The sequence below is a fragment of the Anabaena sp. CCY 0017 genome, assembly GCF_963920885.1.
Classification (GTDB): Bacteria; Cyanobacteriota; Cyanobacteriia; order Cyanobacteriales; family Nostocaceae; genus Nodularia.
The window spans coordinates 21,483-37,214 of the sequence record NZ_CAWUDG010000004.1 but is presented as its reverse complement, the minus strand read 5'-3'; the positions used below and the strand labels follow the sequence as shown (position 1 = coordinate 37,214).

The window sequence follows — 15,732 nt, the reverse complement described above, 5'->3', positions numbered from 1 at the left end:
TATGGCGCAACCGCTAACTGTTTTAATTGTCGATGATTGTCCTGAAGACCGCCAGGCTTATCGTCGTTATCTGCTACAAGACCAAGAATATACTTATACGATTCTCGAAGAAGAATCTGGAGAAGGAGCGTTGATATTATGTCAGCAGTTTCAGCCTGATGTTATTTTATTAGATTTCTTACTGCCAGACTTGGACGGTTTGGAATTTATGGCGGAATTAAAACAGCAATCACAAAAAACCATCCCAGCAGTAATTATGTTAACTGGTTGTGGTAACGAAACTGTAGCAGTACAGGCAATGAAAAGCGGTGTGCAAGATTATTTAGTTAAGGGACAAACCACTGGTGAGTATTTGCGCTCAACTATTCACTCAACAATTAAAAATGTTCAACTCAGTCAAGAGTTGCAACGCAGTGAGGAACGTTTCCGCACCTCCGTGGAGAATATGCTGGATTGTTTCGGCATTTTTTCAGCCGTGCGGGATCAGACGGGCGAAATACTCCAGTTTCGGGTTGATTATATGAACGCCGCAGCTACTGAGTTTAGCCAGATAAATTTCGGAAAACAGGGCGAATATCATCTGTGCAAAATTCTGCTGAATATGCGAGAGAATGGCTTTTTTGATGAATGTTGTCAAGTTGTAGCCACGGGTACGCCTTTAGTTAAAGAATCACTCGTTTATACTTCTTTAAATAGTAAACAGAAATCAGCCAGAGTTATTGATATTCGCATCACTAAAATGGAGGATGGCTTTGTTGCGGCTTGGCGAGATGTCACCGAAAAAAAATGGGCAGAAGCCAAGTTACGAGAGAGTCAGCAGTTCATTGAACGTATTGCTGATACCACCCCAGGAATTTTGTACGTTTATGATTTGCGAGAACAGCATAACGTCTATACCAATAGTCAGGTGATTAATCTACTTGGTTATACTTCCCAAGAAATGCAAGGTATGAAAAGTGATTTTCTACCATCTTTAATGCATCCTGAAGATTGGGGGCGATTTCTTGAACATCTGCAATTTATTAATGCATCTGAGAATGGCGAAATTTTAGAATTTGAATATCGGATGCAACACGCCAATGGTGAATGGTTGTGGTTTTTTAGTCGTGACACTGTTTTTAATAGGAATATTGACGGTTCACCTCGTCAAATTGTCGGTACAGCTTTTGATATTACGGCGCGGAAGCAAGCAGAGGAACAGCTAAGTTTAAGTAACGAGCGTTTTCAACTAGCAGCCGCAGCCGTTAATTGTCTAATTTATGATCGAAATATTAAAAATAATACTGTGAGCAGAACTGAGGGGTTAACCCGGATTTTGGGCTATTCCTTAGAAGCAACTGACCCCAGCGCTGAATGGTGGTTAGAGAAGGTTCATCCCGAAGATAGAGAGCGTTTGGAAAATCAATTAACAGATTTTTTTGTAAGTAAAAATTACTATGCCATTGAGTATAGGATGCGTCATCAAGACCAACAATATCGAGATGTATTAGATCAGGGCATAATTGTTCGAGATGCTCATGGTCAAGCAGTGCGAACGGTCGGCAGTGTGACAGACATTAGCAAACGCAAACGTGCTGAAATAGCTTTGCGCGAAAGCGAGGAACGTTACCGTTATTTATCCAATGAAATACCACAACTTGTCTGGATTTGCAATATTAAAGGTGAATATGATCATGTGAATCAACGATGGTGTGAGTTCACCGGGCAACCAGTAGCGGCGGCGATGGGGGTGGGCTGGACAAAAGTTATACATCCTGATGATATTCAAATAGCTATTCAGGCATGGATGAATGCCTTGCAGACAGGAGAACCCTATGAACAGGAAATGCGCTATAGAAGATTTGACGGTAGCTATTGTTGGCATTTAGCCAGGGGTGTGCCGATTAAGAATGAGCAAGGAGAAATTATTAAGTGGTTTGGCACCAGTACTGATATAGACCATCGCAAGCAATTAGAAGCCGAACGGGATAAATTGTTGCAGCTAGAACAATCAGCACGCAGCGCCGCCGAAAAAGCTAACCAAACTAAAGATGAGTTTGTAGCTATGGTATCTCATGATTTGCGATCGCCACTCAATGCAATTCTGGGTTGGGCAAAATTACTGCGGACTCGTGAACTAGATGCAGATACCGTTACCAACGCCCTAGAAACCATTGAACGCAATGCTCAATCTCAGGCAAAACTCCTAGAAGATTTGTTAAATATGTCCCGCATTCTCCGGGGTCAGTTGCAGCTAGAAGTCCGCCCAGTTAGCCTGGTGAATATTGTCAAAGCATCTGTAGAAACTGCTTACCCGCCTGCTAATGCTAAGGGGATTCATTTAGAATCTATCATTGATGAATCCATTCCCCGCATTATCGGTGATACCAACCGTTTGCTACAAGTTTTGGGTAATTTACTCTCCAACGCCATTAAATTCACCCCATCCGGGGGACGAGTGGAAGTGCGACTGAGAAAAAGTGATGATTCTTTAATTCTCATCCAAGTGAGTGACACAGGTCTGGGTATCAAACCGGAATTTATGCCCCATGTGTTTGAAAGATATCGTCAGGCTGATTGTACTGCCAAACACAGTGGTTTAGGTTTGGGTTTAGCGATCGCGCGTCATTTAGTAGAATTACACGGAGGTACTATTCAAGCCCATAGCCGAGGCGAAGGACTAGGGGCGACTTTTACCATCAAATTACCTTGTTCAAGCGAAAAACCTACTATATCGGCATGATAAGTAGCTCACACTTAAAAAACGTAATATCCAGATCCCCGACTTTTAAAAGAAGTTGGGGATCTATATCGTCGTTGACCTACTTAACAGTTAACTGTTCACTGTTCACTGTTCACTGATTTATTAGGTATAGAGATAAAATCTTTCACAGATCCCAAAGAATAATTCTCTAATTTAAAATCAGCAAAAGGTTGATTTTCTAATCTATCCCGTAAAGCTTCATCGATAACAACACCTTCTGATTCTGGTTTTACACCAATAATAATTACACTTCTTTGGTATCTAGTTAAATCCTGATTTTCCTGACAATTACTTGCTTGAAATTGACCAAGATTTAATAACCGATAGCTTTGAACACTAGGTGTATTGCTAAATAAACTTTTTGCTAAACGTTCAACTTCTTGAGCGCGTTCTAAAGCTTTGCGTTGTTGAACTGCTGTGTTCCCGCCACAAGTTGCCACACCTACAGAAATAATTTCACTAGGTTCTTCCATGATTTGCTGTATACCAGCCTGTTCTAATTTTAACTTTAAAACATCAAGACTAATAATTTGATCATTATATTGAACTTGAAAATTACTCCCAGGTAGCCATTTATAATCAACTGATAAGACAGCTATATTAAATTTAGCAACTTTACCTTGACTATCCATCCCTTGTTCATAAGGAAAGTAATCAACCGTCCCTTTTCTTTGTGGTGATTGTGCTGATGTTGCCAAAGTTGCAAACTGGGGTGAACGTGTGGCTAAAGCAGTTAAACTGAGTAAACCTAAAGACACTAACAAGGCTGTAAATAAAGCAATTAACGGGACTTGTTCGGAATGCTTTGCTGATGCTGGTAAAGTCATATTAGTTTTAGACCTATTTACCACATTTGCTGGGATAAATTGTTTTAACCAGTTTACAGACTCTGCTGGGGAAGTCAAACGATTTTGCTGCTGTAGCCACGTATGCAAGTGCGGCTGGTCAATTTTTTCCATGACAATGCAGTGCAGAACCAAACCATTTCTATTTTGATACTGAAAATAACCTGCAAATTTGGGAATCTCTGGACGATTCAGCGTTTCTAAAAGTGATGCTTCTTGGCAAAAAAGTTCTACTGCTTGAGCGTCTTTTGATAGCTCTTCATTCAGTACCTTGAGGATTTTTGGTGTATTTTGTTCATCTGCTGCATAGACTTTGCTAAAGCCAGTTGTATCACTCAAAAGAGTTATCACCCGATAACGTCCTAACAATTCCAATGGGGAACCACAACTTTGACAAAAACGGTCTTGATTATCTGGGTGATGGGGTTGAGGACAAACTGGATTAATACAAAGGCTCATGATGAAATGAAGTCAAAGTCAGACTTGTTTTATTTACATTCTGCTAAGAATGCTGCTATAGTCCGGTTAAATGCTTCAGGTTGAGTCAAAAATGGCCAATGATTGCCAGGAACTTGGCAGAGGCGGAAATTTTTGAGGTGAGTTTTGTAAGGTTTGATTTGCCAATCTTGACGGTTAAGCCCTTGTTCTGGCTGGACGAACAGCGCCGGAGTATCCACAGGGTCAATAAAACCCGGTACACACATCACGTCTTCAAAAATGCGATCGCGCGCTGCTATAGTAAATTTACTACCCCAACTCCCATCAGGTTTTTGTTCAATTCCAGCTTGAAATACTTGCTGTTGTAACGTTGTCCATCCCTGATATTGCTTTAACTCACGTGCTTGGGCTTCGGCTTCTGCATAACTCGCAAAAGGCCCCATACCTTTGAGGAAAGATAAGTAACGGTATAACAGAGGGAAAGTTAACCGCAATAAGCTGGGCATTTTCCAGATAAAAATCGGGTCAACCAATACCATACTGCGTAAACGTGCGGGATTTTTTCTCGCCCAGATAGCGGCTAGTTTTCCCGTCCAGGAGTGACTGACAACGTGTGCAGAAGACCATCCCAGATGATCCATGAGAGCTTCCAGGTCAGCGATCGCACTATCAAAGGTATAATCATCTTCTGGCTTGCTGCTTTCACCATGACCACGCATATCTGGCGCAACTATGTGATAGTCTGCGGCTAGGTCATTTCCCAACTCAGACCAGACGAAGGCGTTATCAGCTAAACCGTGTAACAACAGTAAAGGTTCTCCAGCTTGCTTCCACTCTAAATAGGAAAGTTCGATATCAGGTTTTGATAACGTTTGACGTAAAGGCATCGTCATGACTATTTACAAGATAATTATTAGGTTTATAGCACTTCTGTCTAGAATAGATACACAGAAAAGCGAATTAAGCACAGATTAACACAGATGAATGCTGAGGCAAATTCTCTAATTCAGACACTGAATCACAAATTTATTTAAACTTTCTATATTTGGAAATATAATTATGTAACGTTACAAAAAACATCAGAGTGTAACTTGTATAAATAGCAATGCTGAGAGTAACAAAGGCAGGGAGATTGAGCCTTTTAATTAAAATCACCATGACAACACTAAAAATTATACTAGCTAGAAAAGCTAATAAATCTTTATTCAAAATTATCTCCTAAATCTTAATTGTTGCGACTTAATTTACTAATACTTTATTCATGCGTCTAAATACCGTAAACAATGTTACTTACAAACCTGCTCACGAGTTTATTTAGATTAGTTTTATTATTTTAAATAAAATCATGTCCGCCAAGTCACCCATAATAAACAGTTTTTCATGGGGACTTAAACACCTAAAGCCAACATTTTAAGTAGGGGCGGGTATATAGCATTTCTTGGTCTAATAAAGTACACAATTATCTGCGTTTATCTGCGTTTATCTGCGTCCATCTGCGTTTAATTATTACTGCTTGTACCTCATAGCTGCCGAAATGTTGTCAGGCAAGGCAAACTAATACTGATGCGATCACCAAGGTAATGCAATCAGCTGCGGAGATATTGCAGCTTTTTATGTCTCTGTGAGCCAATAAAATTGATATCCTTGTAAAGTAATGCGACTATCACATTGCTCTGGTTTCATACCACTATATAAATCAACAAAATTACTATAAATATTGAAACCCATAGTTCTAAGTGACTCCAAATGCAAGTCTTGCGGATTTACATCAAAGTTGGCGATGACCAGCACTTTTTCTGATGGGCGTTGATGATTGAAACGAACAAAACATAGCAAATGTTCATTCTCTAGGTGTACCAATTCGCGGTTATTAAAATCAGCAAATGCAGAAATTTCTTTACGGATGGCAATCAATTTTTTTGTAGCGTTAAATACTGTGTATTCTAATGTACCTTGTTTTTTGCGTAAGTCGGCTTTTTCCCAATTAATTTTAGGGCGGTGTACCCAGCGATTGTCATTACTTTTGCTTAGGTCATCAATATAGCTGTAATCATTAAGTACAGCGATCGCATCGCCATTATAAATGAGAGGGATGCCGCCAAAAGATAGAATAATTGCGTGCATTAATAAAATTCTGTTAATTGCCAGGGCAATCAAACCCTCATCAGCAGTTTCTAGCGCAGATTCTAATCCCACCAAAGAAGCTAGTGAACCACAAATACGCGCATCTCCCGTAGCTTCATTAGGCATGAAAACCATTCCCCTAGATGAAGATCCATCAAACTGACCGCTTAAGTAATCAACTAAAAATTTTCTATGCGCTCTCGGTTCATAACCCGCTAAGTGAATATCACTATCGTCAAAACCCAAACCAATGTCATCATGACAACGCACATAGTTTAACCAAGTAGCACGTTCTAATTTATTAGGCAAACTTTTGATGCCTTGATAGAGTAGCTTAGTGTTTTTAGTGGCGATTCCATCCCATATTAAAGCCATTAAAGTAGCATTATAAGCAATCTCACATTCTTTGGCAGCGATCGCATCCTCGCCGAAATACTTAATTACTTCTACAGGGGCAACAATCGCTTCAGCGATAAACAACACACCCGGTGCAGTCACTTGACAACAATCTTTCATTAACTGCAAAATTAAATGTGCATAGCGCTCGTTTTGGCAAGAACTACCGATCTTTTTCCATAAAAAAGCAACTGCATCAAGCCGGAGAATATCCACACCTTGATTTGCCCAAAACAGAATAATGTCGAGCATTTCAATAAAAACTCTGGGATTGCTGTAATTTAAATCCCATTGATAATTATGGAAAACCGTCATCACCCATTTTTCCATCTCAGCATCCCAAGTAAAATTGCCCGGATCTGTTTCTGGGAAAACTTCTGGCATACTTTGCTCAAACATATCAGGGATTTCTCGGTTTTCAAAAATATAATAGTAATCTTGAAAACTGCGATCGCCCATCTTCGCTTTTTGCGCCCATTCATGTTCGTCAGAAGTATGGTTAAGCACAATATCTAGAGTCAACAAAATCTCACGCTTTCTGAACTCCTGAGCAATTTGGCGAATATCTTCTAAACTACCAACGCGCTCGTCAATTTGTCTAAAATCACTGATGGCATACCCCCCATCACTTTGACCATTAGGACACATCAAAATCGGCATAATATGTACCATATTGATGCCTAGCTCTTGAAAATATCCGATTTTGTTTTCTAAATCTGCCAGGTTTTCTGCAAAACCGTTGGAATAAAGGGCCATCCCTACCCATTTTTGCGACAAAAACCAATTGTGGTCTTGCTCACGTTGAATATCCAACCGCTCTAACTCTGGAGAGCGATCAATATAGCCTTTCGCCATTGTTTCAACTAGCCGTAACATTTGCAGTTCAAAATCATCACGATGTCCGTACAGCGTAAAAAATAGCGAATGAATAGCGTAAAAGTTTGCCCCAAGACGGGTATAAAAATGCCGCAAATCTTGCCGACGAATTTCCGGCTTTAAATCATCCAGTATTGAATTTAACAGTGAGTGAGAAATTTGTTCGTACATCGTATTTATCTTAAATTACAGTGAACTACCTACAAGCATACTGCTACGTGAACGCCAACGCTTACACAGTAGGCTTCTTGCCCAACAGAAGGCGTAGTAGTAGTTTTCTTGCGTCCAACCTGACTCCGACTTACATCATTGCAGCATCATCAATACCATAAATCAAACTAGCAGCTATAGCAAAGTGCTGAATTCTGAGTAAAAACCAATTAGGGGCGGGTATGGCTACGCCACGCAAGCTATGACAGATATGTTCAATTACCAATAATAATTTTAATAAACCCGCCCCTACATCAAGGCTTTGGGCAATCAACAATGTCCTAACCACCTTGGCGGTTGCTATATATCTATATTTTGTTGTTTTAACCGAATACTAATACACTTGTGCAAAATCTCAATGTGGTATTGACACTCTCCGGTCTAAAGACACCGAGAGTGTCAATCTATTGTTCCTTCTATTACAGTTGGAAGAATTATTACAGAAATTACTGAATGAAGGAGGCCTGATTATTAAATGGGAGCGCAAAATTAAAAATAAAGGTAATGCTATTTATTAAATTTAGCTGAGTAACAGCTTACTCAACAGATGATTATAATCTACAATTTTTTAGATGAAACGCACCCTTTAATGGAACGATGGAACAATCGGCAGGGCCAGCAGAAAGCTCCACAGATACTTACCGAGGCAATAGTGGTCAAAATTTGCCAATTTGAGCCAGGCGGAATATTTGATTTCGATGATTCGTCTTGTGTGTCTTGAACTAGCTCTTGAAATGAACGAGATAGCTGACTGACTGTACTCACCCCTTCAATTGTTGCTCCAATTAGATAAGCTACCAGGGCAATTCCTAGCCAGTGATTCATATATTTTTTAAGACTTAAATAATGAGAAAATAATTGACCATATATGTTAATTCTATGTAATTATTTAGTTTATTTTCCTATTGATTGCCTTCTCCGAAGGATAGCCGTCCTTCAGCAGTGTCACGAATTAAGGGCAGTTTAGATTCGATGTAAGTATTGATGCTGCTATCTGTATGTATGTCAAGCACTTGCTGAGACTTAAACTTCTGAAGGAGTAGTTGTATTAAGGAAGCATCGTCAAACTGGAGCAAGGTACTGACTTGAGTAGATTCAATGATAGCCCAAATTTGTTGCATCATTTTAGCTGTGATCATGATTCTTGCCTTTCTTAAGCTTTTCTTTATAATCACACAGTTTATCCATTTGTGCTTGGTTTTTATGTCAAGATTAATTAATCAACACAATTGGAGATGCTTCAAACGTGGATTAAAGGCGAAAATTAACTATTTACAGGTATTTTTAGGTAAATATACCACGCGGTAGGGGAGCAAGGCCTTGCTCCCTGACGACAGATGTGGTTCAAATACAATAATTCAAGAAGAAAGCTATACTTCAAAGTCTAGCTTTCTAGATCAGGATGATATACCTGTTTACACAAAAGGTGTTAAACATTCTTTTAGTGGTAAACGCATAAAACGCGGACTTTATAGATCGGCTAATGGGTTTTTAATCAACGCTGATGTAAATGGTAGTTTGAACATCTTAAGAAAAGCAATCCCTAATGCTTTCGCAGAAGGGATAAAGGGGATTGTAGTTTCTCCAGTAAGGGTAAAAACTTACAAACTAGTTAAATAGATATTTGTCTATATAATTAGCAACTATTAGTTTTATTGTTCTCTGTGATTTTTCTTGGTGAATCTTTGAGTTGGAAAATTGTTTTAGGAAATTTATTAGTAGCTATAGGAACTTTGGTATTAATTCTTTAAAATTTTTTCAGACCACAGGTCTTGTAACTTTTCGTACACGTTTTATGGAATCCGATTTGGTTTTTGCAAAAATATGAAAGTTCAAGCCGGATTCCTAGAAATTAACTAGATATAGTTTCCTGAAACTGATCTTCTAGGTTGGCACGTAAGTGCAATTCTGCTATCGACCAAACGCCCAACTTATTTGTAGACACGGCAAAATCTTCTGGGTGATGGGTGACAATTGCATTTAGTTGCCAATAGCTGGCACAGGATAACTCTACAGCAGATTCAAAATCTTTTAGGGGTAATAAGCGTGCTTTTTGGAGAATGATGTGGTCAACCTCGCAAACTTCTATCTTCGCTTGCAACCAATATACTACTATTTCAGCAATATTTCTATTCTTTAAGCATCTGGCATAGGTATAAATTTTTTGCCAGCCTACATCTGTGATGTACATCTGGATCAATGGGTGTACGTTGTCTAATAATTCTCTAATATCTTCTGTAAATTCTTGGCGATTTATCAAAGCTTCCAATATTACATCAGCATCTAATAAAATTCTGATCACTTGAAATCCCCTTTTTAGTCTGATAACGATAGCGTCAGAAAGCAGCTGATACGCATTTAATTTGCATCCCTGATACTGAGAGTTTGCGATACTTACTTTTTGACAATTGAACCAGTAACACGGGGAATTGAAAAAACGTAAGATGCAAGTATGAACGTGCTTTAGCTATCTCAATTGGGTATGGACATAATTAAATACAAGCTGAACAAGTCGGATTTCAGATAAGATGCAAAATTTAAGTAAATATATAGATTGTGGATCAATAGACACAGGCCGTCATATCATCACGCAAGGCAGACTAGTCATTGCTATTTTCAGGTAAATAGACCACGTGGTAGGGGCGCAAGGCCTTGCGCCCTGACGAGAGATGTGGTTCAAATACATGAAAACTGATGTAAGACTAGACGAGCCATTATTTGTTCTGGTTCCAAACTAGTGCTTGATTGCTAAAAGCCTGGAAAAAGAGGCAAGCGTGCAGGGGGCAGGGGCAGGGGGTAAGGGGAAAGAAACTTACTCAGCACTCCTGTACGGGCGGGGGGCGGGTTTATTAATAATTTCGACGGAACCACAGACGGACTGCTTAAACCCGCCCCTACACTCTCAGCACTCTCTTGTACAGACGCGATAAATCGCGTCTCCCAAGTCCCTAAAAATTTAAACTCGGCCAGTCTGGTTCACGGTAATAGTGCGTCATATCGTCAAATTTCCGGAGTTCCACACGGTGGATTAAAAATTCAGGAGAATTCAGCAGCCATTCCTGATTCAACTGAGAAAGCATAGTGCCGAGATTTGTCCGGTCTAAATCTGGCGAAACCTCCCCAAAATAACCTAATGTAACGTGGGCTGTAAAATGGTGATAATGCTGTTCAATACCCAAAGCCATTAACTTGGGATTTTGATAAATTTGACGACGAAATTGAATAATCTGCTCATAGCAGCGTTCATCTTGGGGGATTAAACAAACACCCACTGCTCTGGGCATGACTATCAATCCCAGCATTTGCCATTGAATCGGAGGAGTTCCGTTTGTCATGGATTCTTGATACTGCTGTAATATTTCAGCACAACAAGAACGTAAATGTTGATCAAATTCAGGGTCTTTTTCACACGCGTGAAGATAAGCACTGTCCCAAATCAAGTCAGCTAAAGTCAAATGAAAACTAGCTGGGGGTACAGGAACAATCAAATCACTGCCCACAGGCAACTGTAAAAGTTCCTGCTGGTAAGATTGTAATTTGGCATGGAACGTGGCGTTTTTCGTTTGTTCTTCTGCTGGTGGGGTAATTAGTGAATACCCAGGAAAAGGTGTGGCTTGTCTGGAGCCAGAATGTAACCGAAACTTAGCAGATGCCTGAATATGCTGAATTTGGGATCTGTAGGCTTCTGGCAGCGTCATTCTGGCTACCCGATTCAGATAAGTTTGATAGTTGTCGTCCAATCTTCGTAGCCTCGCGCTCTCACTTGATAGATTTTAGGGAAATTTAGTCAGATTAGCAGAGTGACTTCAAAAGTGTTTAGCTTTTTTAAAATGATGATAGACGACAAGGGTGGCAAAAACCCGGATTTCTGTGTAAAAGAAAACAAAATATGAACTATGACGAAAACATTAGATACTCTAATTAACTCTCTCGAAGGCATAGAAATCATTACTGAAACCACACAGGTGGCTAAATTATCCCAGGATTATCACACCTTTAGTCCGGTTCTAGTCCCAAAACTGGAGGGGAAAGTTGGGGATATCGTGGTGCGTCCTGCGAATGAGGAAGAAGTTATCAAGGTTGCAGCCGCTTGTGTCCAATGCCAAATACCTGTGACGGTCAGAGGCGCAGGAACTGGTAATTATGGGCAGTGTGTGCCTTTACATGGCGGCGTAATTTTAGATATGTCGAAGATGCAGGGAATACCTTGGGTTAAGCCTGGGGTGGCGCGGGTAGAGGCTGGGGTGAAGTTGGCAGCTATCGATAAAAAAGCGAGGGATATTGGCTGGGAAATCCGCATGGCTCCTTCCACATACCGCACAGCGACTATTGGGGGATTTATTGCGGGTGGGAGTGGGGGTATTGGGTCAATACAATATGGGTTATTAGGCGATCGCGGTAATATTTTAGCCCTGCGAGTGGTAACTTTAGAAAATCAACCCCGTGTGATCGAATTGCGTGGCGATGATGTGCATAAAGTTACCCATGCCTGGGGAATTAATGGCATTATCACAGAGGCAGAAATTCCTTTAGGGCCTGCTTACCCTTGGGCAGAAGTGATTGTCACATTTGATGATTTTATGGCAGCAGCCAAGTTTGGGCAAGCCCTGGGTAATGCTGACGGGATGATTAAAAAATTGATTGCGGTATTTGCATCACCAATTCCCCAATACTTTCATCCTCTGCAACAGTATATTCCTGAAGGTAATCACTCAGTTTTGTTAATGCTGGCTGAATCCAGCTTAGAATTATTACCCGGTTTAGTGCAGCAATACGGTGGCGAGATTACATATCAAAAATTAGTTACAGAAAAAAGTATCAACTTGGGAGAATTTACTTGGAATCACACCACTCTTCACGCCCGGACTGTAGATACTTCAATTACTTATTTGCAAAGTATGTTTCCGGCTGATGCTAACTTAGAACTGATAGAGCATCTGTATCATTATTTTGGTGATGAAGTGATGATGCATTTAGAATTTTTTCGCGTCAATGGTCGGGTAATTCCTGGTGCTTTACAACTTGTGCGTCACAGCACAGAAGAACGCCTGAATGAAATTATTCGCTATCACGAAGCTAAGGGTGTATCTATTGCGAATCCGCACACATATATTATTGAAGATGGCGGTAGAAAAGTTATTGACCCTGAGCAGTTGAAATTTAAAGAAATGGTTGATCCTTATGGGTTAATGAATCCGGGTAAGAGCAAGGTTTTACAATTTAAAGTTCCTCATTGATATATAGCGGTTATCAGTTAATTGAGATACAAGAACCCCACCCCCAACCCCCTCCCCGCAAGCGAGGAGGGGGCTATGATGTACCTTATATGATTAGGAAACGCTATACTCCCCCGAATTCTATTCGGGGACTTTAGGCATTACGACTGGTAATAGAATATATCATTGTTAATTTTTGCCGCCCACGCAGTTGCATCTGCTGCACTTTTTGAGTAGAGAAATGTTGCTTAATTAGCTGATATGTTGTTTCGCTGACTAAAATATTATAAGGATTTTCCTCTTTCACATTTTTGTTGAGTTGTTCCAAACGAGCAGCAATATTTACCGCATCTCCCAATACAGAATAATTCAATCTTTGAGATCCCCCAATACTGCCAGCAACCACTAGACCAGTATGAATGCCAATGCCAATACTAATAGTAGGTTTTCCCTGTTGTGTTAATTCTTTATTTAACAATACTAATCGTTCTTGCATAGCAATTGCCGCAGATACAGCCTTAATAGCATCCTCTTGGATTTCTCCTGGAAGAATGTGGGGAAAGGGAATGCCAAAAACAGCCATAATAGCATCGCCAATGTATTTATCAACTACTCCGTGATGCTGTTGAATGCACTCAGCCATAGCACCCAAATAAGAGTTTAACCAGTCGAGTAATTCTCGTGGTTTCATTCCCTCAGAAATAGTAGTAAATTTGCGAATATCAGTAAATAAAACTGTCGCCACCATTTCTTTAGCATCTAACTGACCATTTTGAAAAATCTCATTTCGATGCTGCCAGATTAATGTCGCTGTTTCTTGGGAAACATGACGGGCAAATAAATTCATCAATTGTTGTTTTTCTTTCTGTTCTTGCCACTGAACACTTAAGCCACTCAAAATAATTGTGCCAATGGGCGCAGATGTCGGCAACCAAAAATTAAATCTTGTTAAAGCTAGTAGAGATATACCGAACCAAAGAATTGGCAACAATCCCAAAATAAAAAGTCTTTGAGGAAATTTCAAAGGTGTGAGGATCAAAGTTGAACTGATGACCACAATAAATAATAGCCAAACTTCAAATCTTCGGGGTAAACATTGCAGAAATCGCTGGTTGAGTAGATTATCAATTACAGCCGCATGGAGGTAGACACCAAATGTGGGCGATATTTGCTCAAAGGGAGTTTTTAAGGGATCATGTGTACCTGTGGCAGTCAATCCCACTAACAAAATTTTGTTTTTTAGTTTGGCTGTATCTACTTTTCTCTGAATCACATCAGCTAGGGAATAGGTGGGGATTCCTTGCTTACCCTGTGTTGGTGCTACCCAGTTAATCCATGCTGTTGTTACTTCTGATTGCAGAGATGGTAAAGGAATTAGTGATTGCTTAGAGGTAGTGGTATCTAAGGTGAAGGTATACTGCAAGCTGTGATTGTATGCTTGTAGCAACGTCAGACCAAGACTGGGGACTTGATCGATGTAGAGGGCAAATTGACGTGTCACCCCATCCAAATCGGCATTGCTGACAATATGCCCTTTGCTGGTAACACGATCTAAAACTGGCACTGGGCGAAGGGTTTGTTGCTGTAAACTGGGTGCGATCGCTAAAACAACTTGACCATTGATTTCCATTGCTTCAGCTAGTTCTGCATCGTGATGGCTGGGTTCGATAAACAGAATATCAAAGCCAATAGCGGCGGGGGAAGCAGCTTCTAAAGTGGTTAATAATTGAGTATAGCGATCGCGTGTAAGCGGAAATTCTCCATACTGACTCAATGTAGCATCGTCAATGCCAATTACAGCCAGGCGCGAATCCCAATTATTAGGGGCTAAAGAATGACGCACGTTGAACAATAAATTAAATCCTAATAGCTCTAGGGGTTGCCAAGCGCCTATTTGCCATAACCCCAAAGATAACAGCGTCGTTAATATACCAGGAAACAGCAAATGGTGTTCTAAAATGGAACTTCGGAGGTACTTGGGAATATCTCTCAGAGATTTTCTCCATTCGGGAATGATCATTTCATCACATTAATGACACTAAGGAACCGCCAACTCATACAATTGTCTTGTTCCTAAAGGAGTCACCACAACAGCTTCTACTCTGCGGTTAGGGAGGAAAGGAACAGTAATATCAAATTTGCCATTCACATCGGTATTCTGCTCCTGTTGGGCAATTATCAGCAGGTTTACCGGATCAACAGTACCAACAATCCTCACCAGATTACCACTAGCTGAAAGTTCACGGATATTCAGAACAGTACTTTCTTGTAGAGGTACTGGTTTTGAAGGCGGCTCACCGGGAACTATCAAATTTTGGAAACCAGCCCGAACTAGAACCGTCCTCCCTTGAGCATTTGTAGCTACACCACCCGTTAGAGTTGCCACGCCCATTGTGCCATTTTGCTGTACGTTCACACCAAAATCAGTACCCCGCACCCCAGCCACCCCAGCAGGTGATTTAATCTCTAACCGAGAGGCGGGATTAGTAAATGGACGAGTCTGGAGACGAACTTGCCCGCCGCTAACTTGGAGTTGTGTAATTTGTTCTCCTCGTCTTCCCCTATCTAGTCTCTGGATCTTGATATTTGTATTCTCTGAGACTCTGACAAAGCCTGTACCAATATCTATGGCTAAAACTGCACTGGAGTTTTGCTTAGTGATGATTGTATCTCCCACTGCTTGGAGTCTCAGTCCGTTGCGAGCTGGTTGAGATTTGTTTCCACGGGAATATATTACTTCTCCCACGGGTTGGCGTAACTCTAACCAGCGTTTTACTGTTACCTGTAATCGAGCATCTGCGGACGAAGCATGAAGAGTACCAACTAACACGACTTGCAGCACAATAAATTTACCAATCCACCAATGTTTCATCATGTTTTGACC

The 15,732-nt window shown here is 40.5% G+C and carries 13 protein-coding genes; 3 read left to right on the top strand and 10 right to left on the bottom strand.

The features are described from left to right. Position 1: 1 nt before the first annotated feature. Complete coding sequence (locus tag ACM0OW_RS06490) at positions 2 to 2,722, top strand: PAS domain-containing protein (protein ID WP_414549218.1); 2,721 nt, start codon at positions 2 to 4, stop codon at positions 2,720 to 2,722. 98 nt (positions 2,723 to 2,820) lie between these two features. On the opposite strand, the gene ACM0OW_RS06485 is transcribed toward ACM0OW_RS06490, so the two are convergent. The 6 genes from ACM0OW_RS06485 to ACM0OW_RS06460 all read right to left on the bottom strand — a co-directional run bounded on the left by ACM0OW_RS06485 (position 2,821) and on the right by ACM0OW_RS06460 (position 8,771). Further along, complete coding sequence (locus ACM0OW_RS06485; RefSeq protein WP_414549217.1) at positions 2,821 to 4,047, bottom strand: 4-Cys prefix domain-containing protein; 1,227 nt, start codon at positions 4,045 to 4,047, stop codon at positions 2,821 to 2,823. Positions 4,048 to 4,076: 29 nt separating this feature from the next. Then, the gene (locus ACM0OW_RS06480) at positions 4,077 to 4,913 is read right to left on the bottom strand and encodes an alpha/beta fold hydrolase (RefSeq protein WP_414549479.1); all 837 of its coding nucleotides are present in this window, start codon (positions 4,911 to 4,913) and stop codon (positions 4,077 to 4,079) included. A 724-nt stretch (positions 4,914 to 5,637) separates the two neighbouring features. Then, positions 5,638 to 7,593 carry an alpha-amylase family glycosyl hydrolase gene (locus ACM0OW_RS06475; protein ID WP_414549216.1) on the bottom strand — a complete coding sequence of 652 codons (1,956 nt, stop codon included), beginning with the start codon at positions 7,591 to 7,593 and terminating at the stop codon, positions 5,638 to 5,640. A 130-nt stretch (positions 7,594 to 7,723) separates the two neighbouring features. Next, positions 7,724 to 7,921, bottom strand: coding sequence for a hypothetical protein (locus tag ACM0OW_RS06470; protein WP_414549215.1), 198 nt, complete (start codon positions 7,919 to 7,921; stop codon positions 7,724 to 7,726). 269 nt (positions 7,922 to 8,190) lie between these two features. Continuing rightward, positions 8,191 to 8,457, bottom strand: coding sequence for a hypothetical protein (locus ACM0OW_RS06465; RefSeq protein WP_414549214.1), 267 nt, complete (start codon positions 8,455 to 8,457; stop codon positions 8,191 to 8,193). Between the two features lie 77 nt (positions 8,458 to 8,534). Then, complete coding sequence (locus tag ACM0OW_RS06460; RefSeq protein WP_414549213.1) at positions 8,535 to 8,771, bottom strand: hypothetical protein; 237 nt, start codon at positions 8,769 to 8,771, stop codon at positions 8,535 to 8,537. Positions 8,772 to 8,952: 181 nt separating this feature from the next. On the opposite strand from ACM0OW_RS06460, the gene ACM0OW_RS06455 reads away from it, so the two are divergent. Further along, complete coding sequence (locus tag ACM0OW_RS06455; protein WP_414549212.1) at positions 8,953 to 9,252, top strand: hypothetical protein; 300 nt, start codon at positions 8,953 to 8,955, stop codon at positions 9,250 to 9,252. Between the two features lie 232 nt (positions 9,253 to 9,484). On the opposite strand, the gene ACM0OW_RS06450 is transcribed toward ACM0OW_RS06455, so the two are convergent. After that, positions 9,485 to 9,934, bottom strand: a complete 450-nt coding sequence (locus ACM0OW_RS06450; protein WP_414549211.1) for a PIN domain-containing protein — start codon at positions 9,932 to 9,934, stop codon at positions 9,485 to 9,487. A 646-nt stretch (positions 9,935 to 10,580) separates the two neighbouring features. Continuing rightward, the gene (locus ACM0OW_RS06445) at positions 10,581 to 11,372 is read right to left on the bottom strand and encodes a DUF1868 domain-containing protein (RefSeq protein ID WP_414549210.1); all 792 of its coding nucleotides are present in this window, start codon (positions 11,370 to 11,372) and stop codon (positions 10,581 to 10,583) included. Between the two features lie 156 nt (positions 11,373 to 11,528). Here ACM0OW_RS06445 and ACM0OW_RS06440 point away from each other — a divergent pair, with 156 nt between their 5' ends. Continuing rightward, the gene (locus tag ACM0OW_RS06440) at positions 11,529 to 12,869 is read left to right on the top strand and encodes an FAD-binding oxidoreductase (RefSeq protein ID WP_414549209.1); all 1,341 of its coding nucleotides are present in this window, start codon (positions 11,529 to 11,531) and stop codon (positions 12,867 to 12,869) included. A gap of 133 nt (positions 12,870 to 13,002) precedes the next feature. On the opposite strand, the gene ACM0OW_RS06435 is transcribed toward ACM0OW_RS06440, so the two are convergent. Both ACM0OW_RS06435 and ACM0OW_RS06430 read right to left on the bottom strand, forming a co-directional pair. Continuing rightward, on the bottom strand, positions 13,003 to 14,868 hold the full coding sequence (locus ACM0OW_RS06435; protein WP_414549208.1) for a CHASE2 domain-containing protein: 1,866 nt from the start codon (positions 14,866 to 14,868) through the stop codon (positions 13,003 to 13,005). An 18-nt stretch (positions 14,869 to 14,886) separates the two neighbouring features. Next, complete coding sequence (locus ACM0OW_RS06430; protein WP_414549207.1) at positions 14,887 to 15,723, bottom strand: FecR domain-containing protein; 837 nt, start codon at positions 15,721 to 15,723, stop codon at positions 14,887 to 14,889. Positions 15,724 to 15,732 lie beyond the last annotated feature (9 nt).